This is a genomic window from Acidicapsa acidisoli (genome assembly GCF_025685625.1).
Taxonomy (GTDB): Bacteria; Acidobacteriota; Terriglobia; order Terriglobales; family Acidobacteriaceae; genus Acidicapsa; species Acidicapsa acidisoli.
In genome coordinates this window covers 1,460,143-1,476,749 of sequence record NZ_JAGSYI010000001.1, presented here as the reverse complement: position 1 = coordinate 1,476,749, position 16,607 = coordinate 1,460,143, and the positions used below count along the sequence as shown (strand labels likewise).

The 16,607-nt window shown below is 58.6% G+C and carries 12 protein-coding genes and 1 pseudogene; 6 read left to right on the top strand and 7 right to left on the bottom strand.

Annotated features, from left to right (window positions below; genetic code table 11):
* Positions 1–7 precede the first annotated feature (7 nt).
* From OHL23_RS05865 to OHL23_RS05860, 3 genes and pseudogenes are all read right to left on the bottom strand, one after another.
* On the bottom strand, positions 8–3,025 hold the full coding sequence (locus OHL23_RS05865) for a TonB-dependent receptor (RefSeq protein WP_449701812.1): 3,018 nt from the start codon (positions 3,023–3,025) through the stop codon (positions 8–10).
* Positions 3,026–3,427: 402 nt separating this feature from the next.
* A pseudogene (locus OHL23_RS28710) lies at positions 3,428–3,727 on the bottom strand (carboxypeptidase-like regulatory domain-containing protein); the annotation flags it as partial.
* 1,002 nt (positions 3,728–4,729) lie between these two features.
* Positions 4,730–6,325: a multiheme c-type cytochrome gene (locus OHL23_RS05860; RefSeq protein ID WP_263350842.1), complete on the bottom strand. Its 1,596-nt coding sequence runs from the start codon at positions 6,323–6,325 to the stop codon at positions 4,730–4,732.
* A 111-nt stretch (positions 6,326–6,436) separates the two neighbouring features.
* On the opposite strand from OHL23_RS05860, the gene OHL23_RS05855 reads away from it, so the two are divergent.
* Positions 6,437–6,640: a hypothetical protein gene (locus OHL23_RS05855; protein ID WP_263350841.1), complete on the top strand. Its 204-nt coding sequence runs from the start codon at positions 6,437–6,439 to the stop codon at positions 6,638–6,640.
* A 90-nt stretch (positions 6,641–6,730) separates the two neighbouring features.
* Here OHL23_RS05855 and OHL23_RS05850 read toward each other — a convergent pair whose 3' ends face one another.
* The 4 genes from OHL23_RS05850 to OHL23_RS05835 form a co-directional block, all read right to left on the bottom strand.
* Positions 6,731–7,468, bottom strand: a complete 738-nt coding sequence (locus OHL23_RS05850; protein ID WP_263350840.1) for a sulfite exporter TauE/SafE family protein — start codon at positions 7,466–7,468, stop codon at positions 6,731–6,733.
* 56 nt (positions 7,469–7,524) lie between these two features.
* Positions 7,525–9,405, bottom strand: coding sequence for a CRTAC1 family protein (locus tag OHL23_RS05845; RefSeq protein ID WP_263350839.1), 1,881 nt, complete (start codon positions 9,403–9,405; stop codon positions 7,525–7,527).
* A gap of 148 nt (positions 9,406–9,553) precedes the next feature.
* Positions 9,554–10,540, bottom strand: a complete 987-nt coding sequence (gene hemB, locus OHL23_RS05840; RefSeq protein WP_263350838.1) for a porphobilinogen synthase — start codon at positions 10,538–10,540, stop codon at positions 9,554–9,556.
* Between the two features lie 63 nt (positions 10,541–10,603).
* Positions 10,604–11,077 carry a hypothetical protein gene (locus tag OHL23_RS05835; RefSeq protein WP_263350837.1) on the bottom strand — a complete coding sequence of 158 codons (474 nt, stop codon included), beginning with the start codon at positions 11,075–11,077 and terminating at the stop codon, positions 10,604–10,606.
* A 241-nt stretch (positions 11,078–11,318) separates the two neighbouring features.
* Here OHL23_RS05835 and OHL23_RS05830 point away from each other — a divergent pair, with 241 nt between their 5' ends.
* The 5 genes from OHL23_RS05830 to OHL23_RS05810 all read left to right on the top strand — a co-directional run bounded on the left by OHL23_RS05830 (position 11,319) and on the right by OHL23_RS05810 (position 16,605).
* The gene (locus OHL23_RS05830; RefSeq protein ID WP_263350836.1) at positions 11,319–12,413 is read left to right on the top strand and encodes a hypothetical protein; all 1,095 of its coding nucleotides are present in this window, start codon (positions 11,319–11,321) and stop codon (positions 12,411–12,413) included.
* Positions 12,414–12,526: 113 nt separating this feature from the next.
* A complete protein-coding gene (locus OHL23_RS05825; RefSeq protein WP_263350835.1) occupies positions 12,527–13,060 on the top strand; it encodes a glycoside hydrolase family protein in 534 nt (177 codons plus the stop codon).
* 289 nt (positions 13,061–13,349) lie between these two features.
* Complete coding sequence (locus tag OHL23_RS05820; protein ID WP_263350834.1) at positions 13,350–15,848, top strand: endonuclease MutS2; 2,499 nt, start codon at positions 13,350–13,352, stop codon at positions 15,846–15,848.
* Positions 15,849–15,965: 117 nt separating this feature from the next.
* Positions 15,966–16,292 (top strand): BrnT family toxin, encoded by a 327-nt coding sequence (locus tag OHL23_RS05815; RefSeq protein WP_263350833.1) that lies wholly within the window; start codon positions 15,966–15,968, stop codon positions 16,290–16,292.
* Positions 16,270–16,605 (top strand): hypothetical protein, encoded by a 336-nt coding sequence (locus tag OHL23_RS05810; protein ID WP_263350832.1) that lies wholly within the window; start codon positions 16,270–16,272, stop codon positions 16,603–16,605. The genes OHL23_RS05815 and OHL23_RS05810 overlap by 23 nt, the downstream gene beginning before the upstream one ends.
* Positions 16,606–16,607: the final 2 nt, after the last annotated feature.

Here is a 16,607-nt window from a genome sequence, read left to right as displayed (position 1 = left end):
TCAGAGGCTAGAACTGTACCCTCAGCGAGAACTCCAGTTGGCGCGGTCCGGGTCCCGGCGCTTCGCCGGTAATCGAACCTATGTTCTGAATGTTTCCGCCCGGGTTGCCGGGGTTGATGTGGTTCACCGCGTTGTAGGCATCGAACCGGAACTTCGTCACCACGTTCTCCCAGATCGCGAATGTCTTCTGGAGAGAAAGATCGGTGTTGAAGAACTTCGGTCCGTAGTAGTTGTTGTGGCCCGAATTTCCCAGTTCGTCCAGTCCTGGCTCGGAGAAGCCGCTGCTCCCAAGAGTGACCGGCTGGTAGAACGTCCACCCCGTACCCGGTTGGTAGCCGGACAGGTTGGTGTGGAGTTTGCTGCCATTCGCCACCAGCGGATAGCACGGAGCTTCCGAGGTTGGACCATTGGGATAGTCTGGGGCACTCACAACCTTACCGGCGGAATTGGTGTAGTTGTACGAACAGCCGTTCAGACCGAGGCTGAAGGGAAGTCCGCTTGAGCCGCTCAAAGTTCCTGAGAGCTCGTAACCTCCGATGAGCAGGTCAGTCGCATGATTTGCACCCGTGAAGAACTGCTTACCCTTGCCGAACGGGAGGTCATAGCTGCCATAGACCGTTGCGGCATGGTGGCGCACGTTGGAGTCGGGGCCGTAAGCAATCGCCGGATCCCAGGTCTCATAGGCGGAGAGGTGGTCGTTTGCGCGAGCAAACTGGTAGTTGAAGTTGACGTTCAGGCCATGCCAGGTCTGCTGGGCCAGCGTAATCTGAAGCGCGTTGAAGTTGGTGTTCTGGTCGTCGCCGTAGTAGCTGATCTGCTGCGACCAGCCGCACCAACCGGTACCGGCTGGAACATTCGCGCCTGTTGTGGATGAGTTATACGCGGGGTCACTGCACGCCTGCAGCTTTGCGCCATAGAAGCGTTGCAGGTAAAGCGGGTTGGAGGTAGCGCCGCTCGACGTCGGTGTACTCGGCGCCGACGGATCCCAATGCAGAGTCTGGCCGTTAATGGTCTGGAAAGTCTGATTTCCAAACTTGTATTGGCCACCAATTTGGATTGCCTCTTCATTGGGCATGGTGTTGTTTCCGTCACCATCGCTGAGCGTGTGCGTGCCCTTGTTGCCGACGTAGGCCACCGTCAGAGTCAGCGCCGGAGTCAAAGCGCGCTGGAAGCTCAAATTCCAGGCATCCAGTGTCGGGAACTGCATCGGATTGGGACGCGCCTTGGAGTTGACATTGTAACCGGGGTTCGGCAGCAGGCCGCTGGCCGGTACTGCAGGCGGAACGAAGCCTGCGGGGCCGCCAGTGGCGGGCTGAGGCGTGCTGAGGTTGGCAAGATTGCAACCAGGGTTATCGGTCGGCGAGCCCAGGCAGAACGCTTGCTGAGTTCCAGACGAGTTGAGGCTCTGGTTGGCCAGAACCGGCAGGTTCTGTGTGACCACGTGGCCAAAGACCGAACCGAATACGCCGATGTCGAAGCTGCGTCCGTAGCCGCCGCGGATAACGGTCTTCGGATTCAATTGATAAGCCAGGCCGATGCGCGGTTCGAACTGCTTCTTCTCATCGAGATTCCAGCCCATATCTGTGGGTACGCCGCCAATACCGGCCACATGCAGATAGCCATCATTCAGGCTCAGGAGAGAGCCGTTCCCTGGACCGTTGACGGCCTCAGGATAATAGCCTTCCCAGCGAACGCCGAGGTTGGCGGTCAACTTGCTGGTTGCGCGCCACGTGTCCTGAAGGTAGAAGAAGATGCGCTTCTGGAACTCCTTGGCGTTAGTGGAGGTGGAGACGTAGCGGCTCATGCTGGTTACGTCACCGAGAGCGATTGTTCCAAAGCCCATACCCGTACCGCTGGCGCCAGCGTCTGAAGTCGAACCGGCGTTGAATTGCATCACCCCGTCCCGATCGGAGTCCGAAGGTACGCGGAGATTGCGGCCGTAGCGGAGATCCGCGCCGATCTTGATGGAATGATTGCCCAGCGTCTTGGTCCAGTTGTTGACGATCTGGAACTGGTCCTCGCGCTCGATTAGCGGGCAGTTGCAACGAGAGATGCCGAGGCCGTCGCCGTACCACGGCTGGGTACTCACGTTAGGAAGCGAGGCAAACTCGAAGCCAGGCGAACCACCAGTGGAGGGCGTCCCGAGATTGATGCCGGGGATTCCCAACGTATTGGCGAATTCGGTGGCCGCGTCGTTCTTCTCGTCGAGGATGTTATAGCGCAGGTAACCGAGACGAATGTCGGTGATCAGCTTTGGGTTCACAACGTAGTCGGTGCCGACTGCGACGCTGTCATCCGCGCTCGATGACTGACCGCCGTAGTTGCCCAGGCCAAAGCCGGGTCCACCGGCCCCCACGTTGTTCACATCGAACATCTGAGCACCGCTCAGTATGTTGGTCCAGCGGGAGAATCGAACGAAAGCACTCTGCTTCTGGCTGATCGTGTCGTCGACACGCACTGTCCACAAATTGCTGTTGAAGAGCCCAGTGCCGCCTGCCGAGTAGTTGTTGCCAAGACCGTTCGCAACTCCGCCGTTCTCGAGTTTGGTATATGGCTCCAGGACGGACAAAAGGTTCTTCCACTGCTTGGACACCAGCGCCGCCGGTATCACGTTGCCTGGAAATGGAGTCCCGGTAACAGTCCCGTCGGGATTTGTGACATTCTGGTAGAGCGTACCCGCGGCGCCGAATTGCGTCGCATACTGGCTGAAGTCGCAGCCCGCAATTCCGCTCGGTCCAACCTCATTACCGAGGCAGGTCTCAGTGGCCAATTGCGAGGGAAGAGTGGCGTTTGCCGACGTTCCGACCTTCTGCCGCTGCCCTTCATAAGCTCCAAAGAAAAAGAGCCTGTCCTTGATGACCCGGCCGCCGATCGATCCACCAAACTTGTTTTTCACGCCGGGAGGGATCGCATCAGGTCCGGGCGGTTGCGAAAACGGATCGCGCGCCAGGTTGGCGTTGCCCGTGCGGAAGTCGTACGCGCTGCCGTGGAAGCTGTTCGATCCCGACTTGGTCTGCACTGTCATGACTGCGGAGACGGCCTTGCCAAGCTCGGCGTCGAAATTCTGCGTCGTGATTTTGGCTTCCGTCACGGAGTCCAGCGATGGGTTGACGACGATGATTCCCAGAATCGGGTCCTGGTTGTCGGTGCCGTCAAGCTCATACGCCACTCCGCCGAAGGCCTGGCCATCGACCTGAATCTGTGCCGAGGCTTGCGGATTTTCGTCGGCCGCATGGGACCAGCCGAGCTTTTGCGCGCCCGGCAGAAGAAGCTGCAGGTTGGTAAAGTTCTGGCCTTCCACTGGAAGATCGGTCACCTGCTGCGAATCGAAAACCGTCGAAACATCCGCGCGATCCGTCTTCAACTGCGGCACCGCGTCGGCGTCGACCGTAACGGTCGTGCCGCCTCCGCCGATTGTCAGGGCTGCATCGACGCGTGGCGACGTGTCGGCCAATATCGTGATGCCCTTGCTGACAAAGGTCTCGAATCCCTTTACCTCGATCTTGAGGTCGTAGATATCGGGCACAAGATGCGATACGTTGTAATCGCCGGTATCGTTTGTAATTGCGACTTCAGACGTGCCTTTGGCTTCATCCGTCACAGTTACCGTGGCGCCTGGAACAACCGCCCCGGTCTTATCCGTCACCGTGCCGAAAACCGATCCGTAAACCGATTGGGCGCGGGCGGGTGCAATAGTGAGCAGACATCCGATGGCGAGGAGTGCCATGGCGAACGCTGCCCGCAAGTTCTTAGTCATGCGGTCTCCTGAAAATCGTTCAATCCGTTTGTGGATCTACTTGTGTCTGTTCAGCAGACCGGATCGCGCTCCTCAGCCCCGTCATCGCATCGCGGCTGACCGCCTCCAGACTCTGGAAGTCACTCGCCTGCGTGGTTGTACAGGAACGGAACTTTGATGAAACACGCCCCCGCCTGAGAACTTTCCTGGCGAGTCCCGCCACGTCGGCTGGCCCGCTCTTTATTTCCACCCCGCCAGCCTCTACAGCCTGCGAGTGGGGCTGCCCGAAGCACCTGCTCCCGAACAATGCATGCTGAAGCGTGCAAAATTAGGCTCTTCGGAACACCGCCGAACTTTAGTGGAAATAACTGTCGTCTGTCAATCTTTAACGAACAGAAAAATGAATCCGTCGTGAGCTGGTATCGAGATAATAAGTAATGTCAAATATTGAAATCGTTTTCATCTGCGCCATATTGCCCGCTGAATAGCCCGAGAACTCCAGATCTCTCACAAAGTAATCGCTTTACTAATAAACCTACTGGGGTTCAGCGCGTCTGAACTTCCCAGAAATTAACCATGGGATACATCAGCCGATTCAAATTTCGAAATTTTCCCTTAGAACAATTAGGGAGAAAATGCTATATATTCGATATATCATTCTTGCTACCTTATTCCGGTGCTCTGACCTGTGCCCCATCTGCACCAAAGCCTTCCGCACAATAGCACTTCAACGGCCGGGAGGTTCCACCGAAGGTTGGAGTAAATGCCTTTACTGAGACCTTTGGCTCTGCCGTACGGCGCGTCATCTTCCTTGCGCGTCGGGCGCTGAAGCTGCCGTAAGTCTTCCGGAATCACCCAAAGCACTCTGCTGATAACACTTTGGCAAACCAGAATGCGATAGATATTCCGTTCTTTCTAGGTATGACATTTGCCCGTGGCCCACGCACAAACGTTTGCGCTGAGCGAGACTCTCAGCTTCTGTGAGCGTTTTTCTCAGCGCGTCCCGCAGGCGCGGTGTCCTGAACGAATTTCATGCGTAAGCCCCCGGGCCTGGCCATAATCGGGCGAAAATGCGAGGAGACGATCCAGAGTCACTAACGCGTCTTCTTTCCTGCCAAGGCCGCACTCCACAATGGCCAGGTTCATCCCCGCCTTCAACTGCACCGGATCGTCCTGGAATGCCCGTTCCCAAAGTTGAACCGCTAGCCCGTACTGCCGGCCGCCGGCCTTCAGAAGCGCGAGATTCCCTTCCGCGATAGAGTCCGCTGCATTTGCGTCGAGCGCAAGCCCATACTCCCGCACCGCGGCATCCTTATCTCCGGCAAGTTGGTCGAGAAATCCCAGATGCTCATGCAACTCGGCATCGGCAGCCGCAGACGGAAGCGCCTCTGCCTCGCGCAGCAGTTGCAGCGCCCGTTCCCCGGCCTGACGGTCGCCTCGGGAGGCTGCAAACGCATACGCCAACCCGAGATCCCGTCCATTGCTCTCGCCCGTGACGCCCGGAGCTGTCCCAATCGCCACCAACTCACCTTCCGCTTCGCCTGCATCTCCAGTTTGCCGTGCGATTTTTGCCGAAGCCGAGCGCGATACGCGGGGAATCCTGTGGTCCGTAACTTGTTCATGTGCAATATCTTCCGCCCTCGCGCGAGGCATGTGGCACGAAACGCAATCGCGGTTTTCGGGGTGATGCACGGCGGCGAATCCAGTGGGACTCACAGCACCAGGGTCATGGCACTGCAAACACTTCGTGCGATAAAACTCCGCCCGCTCCTCCGTGCTCATCACCGCCGTCGATCCGTGCGGATCATGGCAAGTCGCGCAGGTCAGCTTTTCCCCCGCGCCACGCTTGCATCCGCTTTGTAGCAGAGCCTCCCACTGACTCGTCGCACGTTCCCCGGAACCGTGCTGAGAACCGGGTTGGGCTTGGCGTACAAAGTAGCTGGCGTAATCGAAGATGCTCTGCCCAGGCTGAAAATCCACCAGCCGTTTGCCCTCATGAACCACCATCTCCTCGCCCTCCAGATGGCAGCTCAGGCAAATCGAATCCCGGCGAATCGCCGGCAGTTCTTCGATCTTCATCATCGCCGTGCGGCCACCACTTGCCAGATGCGCCGCCGCATCTCCATGGCAAGCCGTGCATGTGATCCCGCCCTCAAGAAACGGAGCCCCCGCATACCGGTTCCGAGCCTGCGGCAACGATGGCTGTGCGCCGGATGTATGGCAGCGCAGGCAACCTGGATCAACCGGCAACGTCAGCGGCATCTCCCGCGCTTCGAGATAGTTAGGAGCCATATCCCAGATACGCTTCTTGCCATACCAGTTCACCGGAATCTCAAACCAGTACCCATCCTGCTCAAACAAATAGGTGCGGCCACGCTTTCCGGAGCCGAGGAAATACTTCAACTCTCGCTGCCCGTTCAGACTGCGGTTATCTGTGCTCCCGGTGGGCTGAACTGCCTCGGCCGCACGCGCAAATTTGAGGTAGACCCGCCCATCCTGCTCCACCATCCGGTAAGAGACTCCCGATGTCGAATGGGTGAATTCACCCGGCAGAAAGCCATTCGTCGCCGGACCGCTGGCGTTCGCCATGGGAGTCTTCCGATATTGCTCATAGATCGCCTGATGGCAATGAGCGCATAGGGCATTAGGATCGTGTCCCGTATAGGCCGGACTGCCTGTCTGGGACGCAGACATCCCCGCATGAACAACAGGGACGCTTCCGTCGACCAGAAGATCCCCAGCAATTCCAAGAAAAACGGCAATTCCAATAGCTACCAGCCAATTGCCTGTACGATCCAGACTCTACGCCTCACCAGCTCTCGCTGCCGTCCTCGTCGTGCTGCAACGGCAGACGTACCTCTGCGCGAACTGGTTGACGGCGTAACCTACATCATTTTCATCTGATGAATTTCGACTCTCGGCGGAACCTCAGCTCTTGCCCAGCTACCTCTTGCCAGATCTCTTCACTCGCAAACTTGAACTGCACCACTACTCTCATGGCCCAAACGCCTGGATCAGTAGCAGAACCCCAATACAAACCAAGCCAACATGGACATACTTGAGAAACGCGTCTCCCCGAAGGCGATGGTTCATAACGCGGCCAAGAAATATGGCAGGAAGCGCAACCGGCAATGAGATCAGGTAATAGCGCGTCACTGTGGGAGTCCACAGCCCGGCCATCCAGTAGCCCGCCATCGCCACGATGCTCGCCGGCAGAAAGTATCCTTGCAATGTCGCGCGAAAGTGCTGAGGCGACCATCGGCGCATCGCTCCATAAATAACCAGCGGAGGCCCGTTCATGCCATACGCGCCCCCAAGCAGACCCGCAAAGAAGCCACAACCCAGCATCCAGATGCGGTTGTCGCTGCGCAGCTCTGGCGGCCTCTTGCCAAGCAGTGAGTATCCGGCAAAGGCGACAATAACCATTGCCAGGGCTGCTTTCACCAGATTTTGGTGAACGCAGGACAGCAGTGCAATGCCTAATGGAATACCCGCTAAGGTGGGAGCCAGCATCCAACCCGCGCTGCCGAAGTGAATCTTTCTCCAGTCTTGTACAACAACGACGCCGGCAACCGTAATGGACAGAAGCACGGCAATCGGAGTGGCAACTTCAACAGGAAGGATGAACACTAGGAGCGGAACAGCAATCAGTGCCTCACCAAAACCAAAGGTCGATCGAATCAATGTGGCGAGAAACACCACCGCCAGAACACAAAGAGTTGTATGGTCCATCAATCCCCTAAACTGTGATTCATCTATAAATCCAATCTAACCGGCGGCCAGCACGCCTACTTACTTCTTTTTCCCCCGCCAAAATCATCGGTCTTGAGAATCTTCCCACCCTCTTGGACAACATACAGCCGATTCACATCCAGGTCTTTTAACACATCCACCGTCCCCGAAGGCCAGCGTATCTCAAGCGAGTCCACTTTCTTCGCCTGATCCAACCCGAAATGCACCCGCAAATCACTCTGCGAATAATAGCTCCCGCCCGACCGAACCTCGTCGATCTGCACCATTGGTTTAGGCGATTTCGGATCAACCTTCGCCGTGACCGCTATTCGCGCTCCAATCCCCGCGCGATTACTCTTCGTCCCCACAGTGCGAATCTTGATCCAGTTTCGATTCCGCGTCGTATCGCTCGTCCAGTCACAGCGCAGCAACTGCGGCCCGCTGTTGACGCAGTTCACCACTACGTCAATGCGCCCATCATTGTCGTAGTCGCCAAAGGCACAGCCACGCGCAGCCGCCGCATCGGTAATCCCCGGACCACCTAGTTTGGTAACTTCCTCAAACTGCCCATTGTGCAAGTTCCGGTAAAGATACTTATGCTCCGCATACGGAGCGTCAATCTGCGTCCCATCTACCTCCGGATACACATGACCATTGGAAATGAGTATGTCCAGCCAGCCGTCATTATCCATATCCAGAAAACCCACGCCCCATCCCAGATAGCGCGTGTTGACGCCAAGCCCCGATAAGTATGTGTGATCCTCAAACGTCCCGTCTCCAAGATTCAGATATAGCGAGTCCGTATCTCCGGCAAAGTTGGTCTTCACAATGTCCAGCAGTCCATCGCGATTGAAATCTCCAATCGCCACGCCCATGCCGGCCTGCGGCTTGCCATCCGGTGAATAGGCAATCCCCGCCTCGATGGCCACATCCTTGAAAGTCCCGTCCTTCTGATTCTGGTAGTAAGTCGCAGCCGTCGAGTCGTTGGCCACATAGATATCCGGCCAGCCATCGTTATCCATATCGCCGACCGCTACCGACAAGGCGTAAGTCCCGATCGTGTCCCACATGCCAGCCTTCTGGCTCACATCGCGAAAGGTCCCATCTCCGTTGTTGCGATACAGCAGATTCTTCCCGCCCAGCAACCCCGGAGGCCCGCACGCTACCGTAATTCCCTTGTAAGCGCAGCCCGCATCCTCAGGCAGCGGAGCCGTCTTCACATCGAAGTCGATGTAGTTCCCAACGAACAAATCGAGATGCCCATCCTTGTCGTAATCCAGAAACGCACACCCCGAGTTCCACCGCAACTTATCCTGCCACAGCCCGGCTTCCTTCGTAACATCGGTGAAATTTCCATTGCCGTTGTTCCGATACAGCGCATTCTGCCCGTAATAACTAACAAACAGGTCATTCCACCCATCGTTGTTATAGTCGCCCACACAGCAGCCTTGACCCCATCCGGTGCGCGTAATGCCAGACTTCGCCGTAACATCCGTAAACGTCCCATCGCGATTGTTCTTGAATAAGTGGCAAGCCGGCTCCTGCCCCTTGGAAAAACCTTCGAGCCGCCAGCCATTGACGAGAAAGATATCCAGCCAGTCATCCTGATCGTAGTCAAAAAAGGCCACGCCGCAGCCCGTCGTCTCAAGCAGGTACTTATTTTTGTGTTCGCCGCCGTAGATCGTCTTAACATTGAGCCCGGAAGACTTGGCCACGTCCACAAAACTCAACCCCAGCGGCGTTCCGGCAATCGGCGAGTTCAGCGCAACCGCCTTCGGCTGCGCCTCATACGCAGGCCGTTCCATCCCCGCCGCAGGCTTCTGCTGTCCGGGAGCCTGCGCAAACACGGGCCGAGCCAGCCGAAGCACATCCTCAAGCGAAAGCACCAGCGCCGTCCGTGACAGCGACTTCAGAAATCCTCTTCGTGACCAGCTCAAACCAAAATCTCCCGCCACCGGATTTGTTTGAACGCGCCTTGAGGCTTGGCGCGCATCCGCCACGAAGAATATCAGCCCGGAACTCTAGCCAGTTTCTATCGCCGATGGAGCACAAAACCCTTGCTTTTCTAGTTCCTGCTCCCTGCACTTAAAGCACCTTTGCCGCATCCTTAGCAAAGTAAGTCACGATAAAATCCGCCCCAGCCCGCCGAATCCCGATCAGCGACTCCAGCATCGCCCGTTCCGGTTCCAGCCAGCCCTTCGCAAACGCCGCTTGCAGCATCGAATACTCGCCGGAAACCTGATACGCGCCCATCGGCACCTCAAACCGGTCCCGTGCCGCGCGAATTACATCCAGATACGGCATTGCCGGCTTCATCAGGATCATATCCGCGCCTTCGCCGAGGTCCAACTCAATCTCGCGCATCGCCTCGCGCACATTCGCGCCATCCATCTGGTAGCTGCGCCGGTCGCCAAACTGGGGCGCTGAGTCGGCAGCCTCACGAAACGGTCCATAAAACGCCGAAGCAAACTTCGAGGCATAGCTCAAAATCGGCGTCTGCTCCAGTTCCTCATCGTCCAGCGCGCGTCGAATCTCCGCCACGCGGCCATCCATCATGTCGCTGGGAGCGACCACATCCGCGCCAGCCTTCGCCAGGCTCGCCGCCGTCCGCCCCAGAATATCCACAGAGGCATCGTTCTCAACGTCATAGCCGTCCGCCGTTTCGACAACCATGCCGCAATGCCCATGGCTGGTGTACTCGCAAAGGCAGACATCGGCGATCAGCACCAGCCTCTTTGAAGCGGCATTGGCCTTCAAGGCCCTTAGCCCCTGCTGCACGATCCCATGATCGTCCCACGCGCCCGTCCCCTGCTCGTCCTTGCTCTCCGGCAGCCCAAACAACAAGAGGCCGCCCAGCCCAAGCTGCGCAGCCTCTTCCGCTTCTTTCACCGCCTCGTCGACGCTCAGATTAAAGACACCCGGCATCGAACTAATCTCTTTCCGCACGCCCTCACCGGAGCAGATAAACAGCGGATAGATAAGTTGTCCAGGCTCCAGGCGTGTCTCTCGCACCAGCGAGCGAAGCGCCTCTGTCCTGCGTGTCCGGCGCATGCGAATCAAAGGAAAATCCATCCTTTAATTCTAATCCTCAGCCGACCTGCCTGTTGCCTGGTCTTTACTCCCTGATCCCTGCCTTTACCGCGCCATCGCCTCATATCCAGCCGCATTGGGTGCATTCAACAGCACCACCAGCGTCCAGATCCCTAGAGCCGTCCCGAGGATAGGGTGAAAAATCGCCAGGCACCCGGCCACAATCGCCACCCAGCGACCCCATGTGGCCTTCTGCATCAGGCCCACACCTGCTGCGAGCGCCAACGCCACCCGCACAAAGAGCACGACCCGCGCAAATCTCAAAAAGAAAAACGGAGCCATTGGACCACCGCCAAAGTTATGCCCAAACCCATGCCCTGACCAAGGTCCGAAACCACCCATGTGTCCGCCCATCCAGGCGTGCGCAAAGGCGAGGCCAATCAGCCCGGTGAGCGCCACCAATCCCGCGTAGATAAACCAGCCAACTGCCAGCGCATTAACGCGGCGCTCTACCGTTGCCACCGAAACCATACCGCGAAAACTCGCGCCATACAGATTCGGATCTTGCGCAACCGGCATCCCCAGACCACTCGCCCGGCCACATCGAGGACAAAACCCCTGTCCGGCCACCAAAGCCTGACCACAGCCGCTGCAATACATAAGCGCCTCCCATCGTTCCGGACCCTCCGGAAGACTTACGACTGCAGGTGAAATACGCAACTAATCCGCCTGTTGTTCCACATTTCGCATGGGTAGTTACCGACCAAATCGTTGGTAACTACCCATTTCATTGACAAATACCAGTGCTAACATCCACAGTATGCGCCGAAACGCCTGGGTAATTGGCTTGGGCAGCGCGGCCATTGCAGTGAGTTCGCTGTGCGGTTGTTCCTGGGAAGAACTCTTCCCGTCCAATTCCCCTACGCTTCCGAACGCCGTAGCCGTGGATCGTGCTCTTCGACTTTGCTCACTCAGCGAAGGCGACCAGCCATTTCATCTGGTCCTCGATATCTCCCCTCCCGCGCGCGACGTCGCAGTTGCGCACGGCATCGACGAGCGCGCCTTGAATTTGCGCTTTGAAAATATGCGGGCCGAGGTTGAAATCTATTGGCTCAACCCGATCACCTACCGCATCGTCATTCGCTCCCGCGATTTCAGTCAGACCCGCATCGTAAATGGCTCCGTAATCGAGGAGCACGACGCCGGAGACTTTTACCCCCGCTGGATACAGAATTTCGTGGACGCGATCCTCGATCCGGTTCCCAAGGCATCCTTCCTTCGCAGGGTGCCAGGTGCCGTGCCGATTGGCGTTCAATCCCATGCCTGCATTTCCAGCCCGGCTATTCCGGGTGCGTCCGCTGAAGACACGGCCTCCGCTCAAATCTGCTTCCAGGACATCGAGCCAAGAATCGCAAGCGGCGTCGAGTTCACCCGGTCAGTCTGGTTTGACGACTTCGCGCCCTTCGGCGCCCAACAGATCGCTAGAACCCTGGTCAATGACCTGCCCGCAAACATACTCGTCCGCAGCCGGGTTATCCAGCTCGAATCACTCCGGAAATCAGACTATTCTCTGCTCAGAGCCGCCGAATTCACCCCACCGGAGAAGCAAATTCGAACCATGCTTGTCCCCAGGAACACCGCGGAATCCCTTCTGGACATCGCTTCCGGCAAGACGCTTTTACCCGTGAGCCAGAGAGCGTCGAGCGAAACCCCCACCACGGTGTACATCCGTACCGATCGCCGCGGACAGGTGCGCGAAGCCTACAGCGATAGCTCAGACCACTTCGGCCTTCAAGATGCTGCGGTATTTCGCGCACTCACGCTTCGGTTCAAACCGCTGATGGTCAACGGCATTCCGCAACAGATGGAGGCTCCTCTGGTTTTGGAGTCCTCCAGCCTGCTTCCCCACTCATAACGCCCTTCGTGATTGACAAATACATGAACCATGCATTGGAACTTAGCTGGTATGTTATTGTTTCCCTGCACTCCCGTAGCTTCAAAATATGAGCCTGTGCGCAGGAGAATCCGATGGACCTCGCCCTGACCAAGCAGTGGATCACACACTGGGAATCAACCCGGCTCCAGTCCTACGACGACGCCACGGGCACGCCACTCAACCCCGGCGACACGCCCAAAGGCAACCCAACCATCGGCGTCGGCTTCAACCTCGTAGCAGCAGGCGCGCAAGCGACCATCGAAGCGTTGGGCCTCGACTTCAACGCCGTTCTCACCGGCGCAGTCAACATTACACCTGACCAGGTCGACCAACTGCTCACCATCACCATCAACAGCGCTATCGCCGGGGCCACCAAGCTCGTCCCCATCTTCGACAACCTCCCGGACATCCCGCAGATGGTCCTCACCGATCTGGTCTTCAACATGGGCGAGCCCAGGTTTGCGCAATTCGTCAACACCCTGAAGTTCATCAACGCCCAGGACTGGACCAACGCGGCTAATAACCTCCAGCAGTCCCTCTGGTTCAATCAGGTAGGCCGCCGAGGCCGCGGCGACGTAGCCGTCCTGAGCGGCACCTCAACACCGCAGCAAATACTTGCCACCTAGCGTCTTGAGCCGAAAGTTCACAACACAAGCTTGTCATCCTGAAGCTTGTCATCCTGAAGCTTGTCATCCTGAAGCTTGTCATCCTGAAGCTTGTCATCCTGAAGCTTGTCATCCTGAACGTAGTGAAGGATCTGCTTTTCAGCGACCTACATCCCTGACACATCACCCGAAACCTCCACGTACCCCTGATTCAGGTCACTAGCGATTCGCCAATCGACAGACGACTGAGATTTGCAGGTTCGGGCTCTGCAAATCCGTCGAGGGAACCTCCCGGCGCTACGATAGACCTATGTCGTCTGCCGCTTTCATCCCGGAAACCAAAGCCTTACTCGACCCCATCCCCGCCCCGGTCACCCACCTCGACGCCACGGCCCTGGAGTGGCAACCTCTTCTCGCCCTGGTAGCTGGCTATTCGGTTTCTCGCGTAGGCCGCGAGTCTATCTCCAGCCTCACTCCCTCCACCAACCAGCCATGGATCGACCGGCAGCATCAACTCGTCGGCGAAGTACGCACGCTCCTCAGCACCGGCGTCACCATTCCGCTCGGTGGCCTCTTAGACCCCACACAGCTCGCCGCCAAATCCCAGATCCCCGAAGCGGCCCTGGAGCCCGACGAACTCCAGTCCATCGCCCGCCTCGCCAACGACGTCGCCGCCTGGCAATCCCTGCTCCGCAACCCGCCCGCCTCCGCCGCGACCGTAATACCCGGCCTGCAAGATATCTCCGCCGCGCTCACCCAAAACCTCAGCCCCCTCGCCGAGTCGATCCAGCGCAAGCTCCTCCCCGACGGCACCCTCGCCGACGACGCCAGCCCCGAGCTGTCCCGCATCCGCAACGAACAGCAGCGCCAGCAGCGCGTCATTGAAGAGAGCCTGCGCGCCGCCCTGCGCCGCCTCTCCGCAGACAACCAGACCCAGGACGACCTCATCACCATCCGCGGCGACCGCTTCGTCATCCCCGTCAAAGCCGAACAGAAGCGCCGCGTCTCCGGCGTCGTCCACGGCGCAAGCTCCTCCGGGCAAACCGTCTACGTCGAACCGCTCGAAACCATCGAACAGAACAACGAACTCGTTCGCCTCCTCGAAGAAGAACAAGCCGAAATCCACCGCATTTTTGTAGCGTTGACGCGCCTCGTCGGCGCCTACGCCGAGTCGCTCGTCGCTGGCGCGCGCGTCCTCGCTCTCGTCGATTCACTCCAGGCCCGCGCCCGCTTCAGCATCGACTACGACTGCACCCGCCCCATCTTCTCTACTGAACTATTCCGCCTCGAATCCGCCCGCCATCCGCTCCTCGAAAAGCGCCTGCGCACCAGCGGCGGACGCATCGTCCCCTTTACCCTCCAGCTCGAATCCGCAGCCCGCCAGCTCATCATCAGCGGCCCCAACACCGGCGGCAAAACCGTCACCCTCAAGACCACCGCTCTCTGCGCCCTCATGGCCCAGTCCGGAATCCCAGTCCCCGCCGCAGCCGCGACCCTGCCCGTCTTCGACGCCTTCCTGGCCGACATCGGCGACGCCCAATCCATCGAACAGGCGCTCAGCACCTTCAGCGCTCACATCGTCAATCTCGACCGCATCTCGCACCTCGCCAGCCCATCGGCGCTCATCCTGCTCGACGAACTCGGCTCCGCCACCGACCCCGACGAAGGGTCCGCTCTCGCCGTCGCCGTCGCTGCCTACTTCCTCAATTCCCGCGCGTGGTCGCTTATCAGCACCCACCACACCAGCCTCAAGGTCTACGCTGCCAACACCCCAGGCGTCCTCAACGCCGCCGCAGGCGTGGACGAAACCACCCTCATCCCCAACTACCAGCTCCGCCTCGGCATCCCCGGAGCCAGCGCAGGCATCCAGACCGCCGAGCGCCTCGGCCTAAACGCCGCCATCGTAGCCTCAGCCCGCGAACGCCTCGGCACCCAACATGCCGACATAGGCCGATTTCTCGAAAACCTGCACCGCCAGCTCACCGATCTTGAAGCCGACCGCAAAGCCGCTCGCGCCGAGCAGTACGCCCTCAATCAGGAGCGCGCCCGCCTCGCCCGCGAAGGCGACGTCGAACTCAAAAAGCGCACTCGCGAACTCGAACAGAAGCTCGGCTCGCTCCTCAAAGACTTCGAATTCCAAATGCGCCAGACCGTCAACGCCATCGAAGACCGCGCCGGGCAGCTCAAGCTCTCCAAAGAATCCGAGCGCCGCATCCAGCGCCTGCGCCGCGACTTCGAAGAGCAGTTCAACTCCACCGTCGTAGCCCACAAGCACGGCGCAGACCAGGGCGACCCCAACGCCCAGCCGCACCTCGTCAAACACATCTCCATCGGCGACCAGATCCGCATCAAGAGCATGAACAAGATCGCCACCATCGCCCGCGAAGTCGAAAAGGACCTCTACGAAGTAGCCCTCGGCGCACTCAAAATGCGCATCAAGCGCGACGACATCGCCGAAGTAGTCGCCCCCGCAGGCAAGCCGCTCGTATCCGAAAAGCCGCTCGACGCCGTAGCCCGTCAGAAGGGCGTCCGCGTCACCGTAACCAGCAGCGGCTCAGACGATATGAAGTCCGAAATCAACCTCATCGGCCGCACCGTCGACGAAGCCACCAACGACCTCGAAAAATACTTAGATCAAGCATTCCTAGCGGGCCTTCCCAGAGTCCGAGTCATTCACGGCACCGGCATGGGCATCCTGCGCCGCGCCCTCCGCGAATACCTCCGCACCCACCCCCACGTAGCCAGCATCCAGGAACCCACCCACCAGGAAGGCGGCGCCGGCGCGACGGTAGTAGAACTTCGTCAGTAATTGCAAAATAGCTGCAACGTAGCTACACTGAACGAGAGATTCTGATGCGGCCTCTAAGAGGATTCGCTATGGCTCGAATACCGATGGCCAAACTAAGCTCTGCCGCTTGGAGATTCGATGCCCAATTCTCTTCAGAATTCAGACTCAATTTTTGACTGGGACGACGCAAACATCGGCCACATCGCCGACCATGAAGTAACTCCGGAAGAAGCCGAGCAGGTTCTTCTCGGCGATCCGCTGGAGGTCAACTTCGATCCAGATAGGAACGGCGAAGAGCGTTGGACCTACCTCGGTGAAACAGAGCGCGGACGCATCCTAACGGTGATCATCACACTACGCAGTGAGAAGATGCGAGTCGTCACCGCCTTCGACGCCGAGAGCCGCGACAAACTGCTCTACCTGAAAACGAAGGCAGGATGGAATGACGGATCTGAAAATCCCTAAATTCGCAACCGAAGCCGAAGAAGCCAAGTGGTGGTTCGACAACCGCGAGAAGCTCTCGGATGAGTTTGAAAGGGCGGCCAAAGAGGGTCGTCTAAAGCGCGGCGGAGTCGCGCGCCTCCTCGCCGAACGCGGCCTTCCGGCACCGCAGCCTCGACCGCTGCCCACCACCACCATCCGCCTCGACCCCGAAGATATAGCCAAGGCCCGCACGCAGGCAGCCGAACGCGGCCTCCGCTACCAGACCTATCTCAAGATGATCATCCACGAAGCCCTGCGCGCCGCCGAAAAGCCCCGCGAATCCTCCGCAGGCTAGGG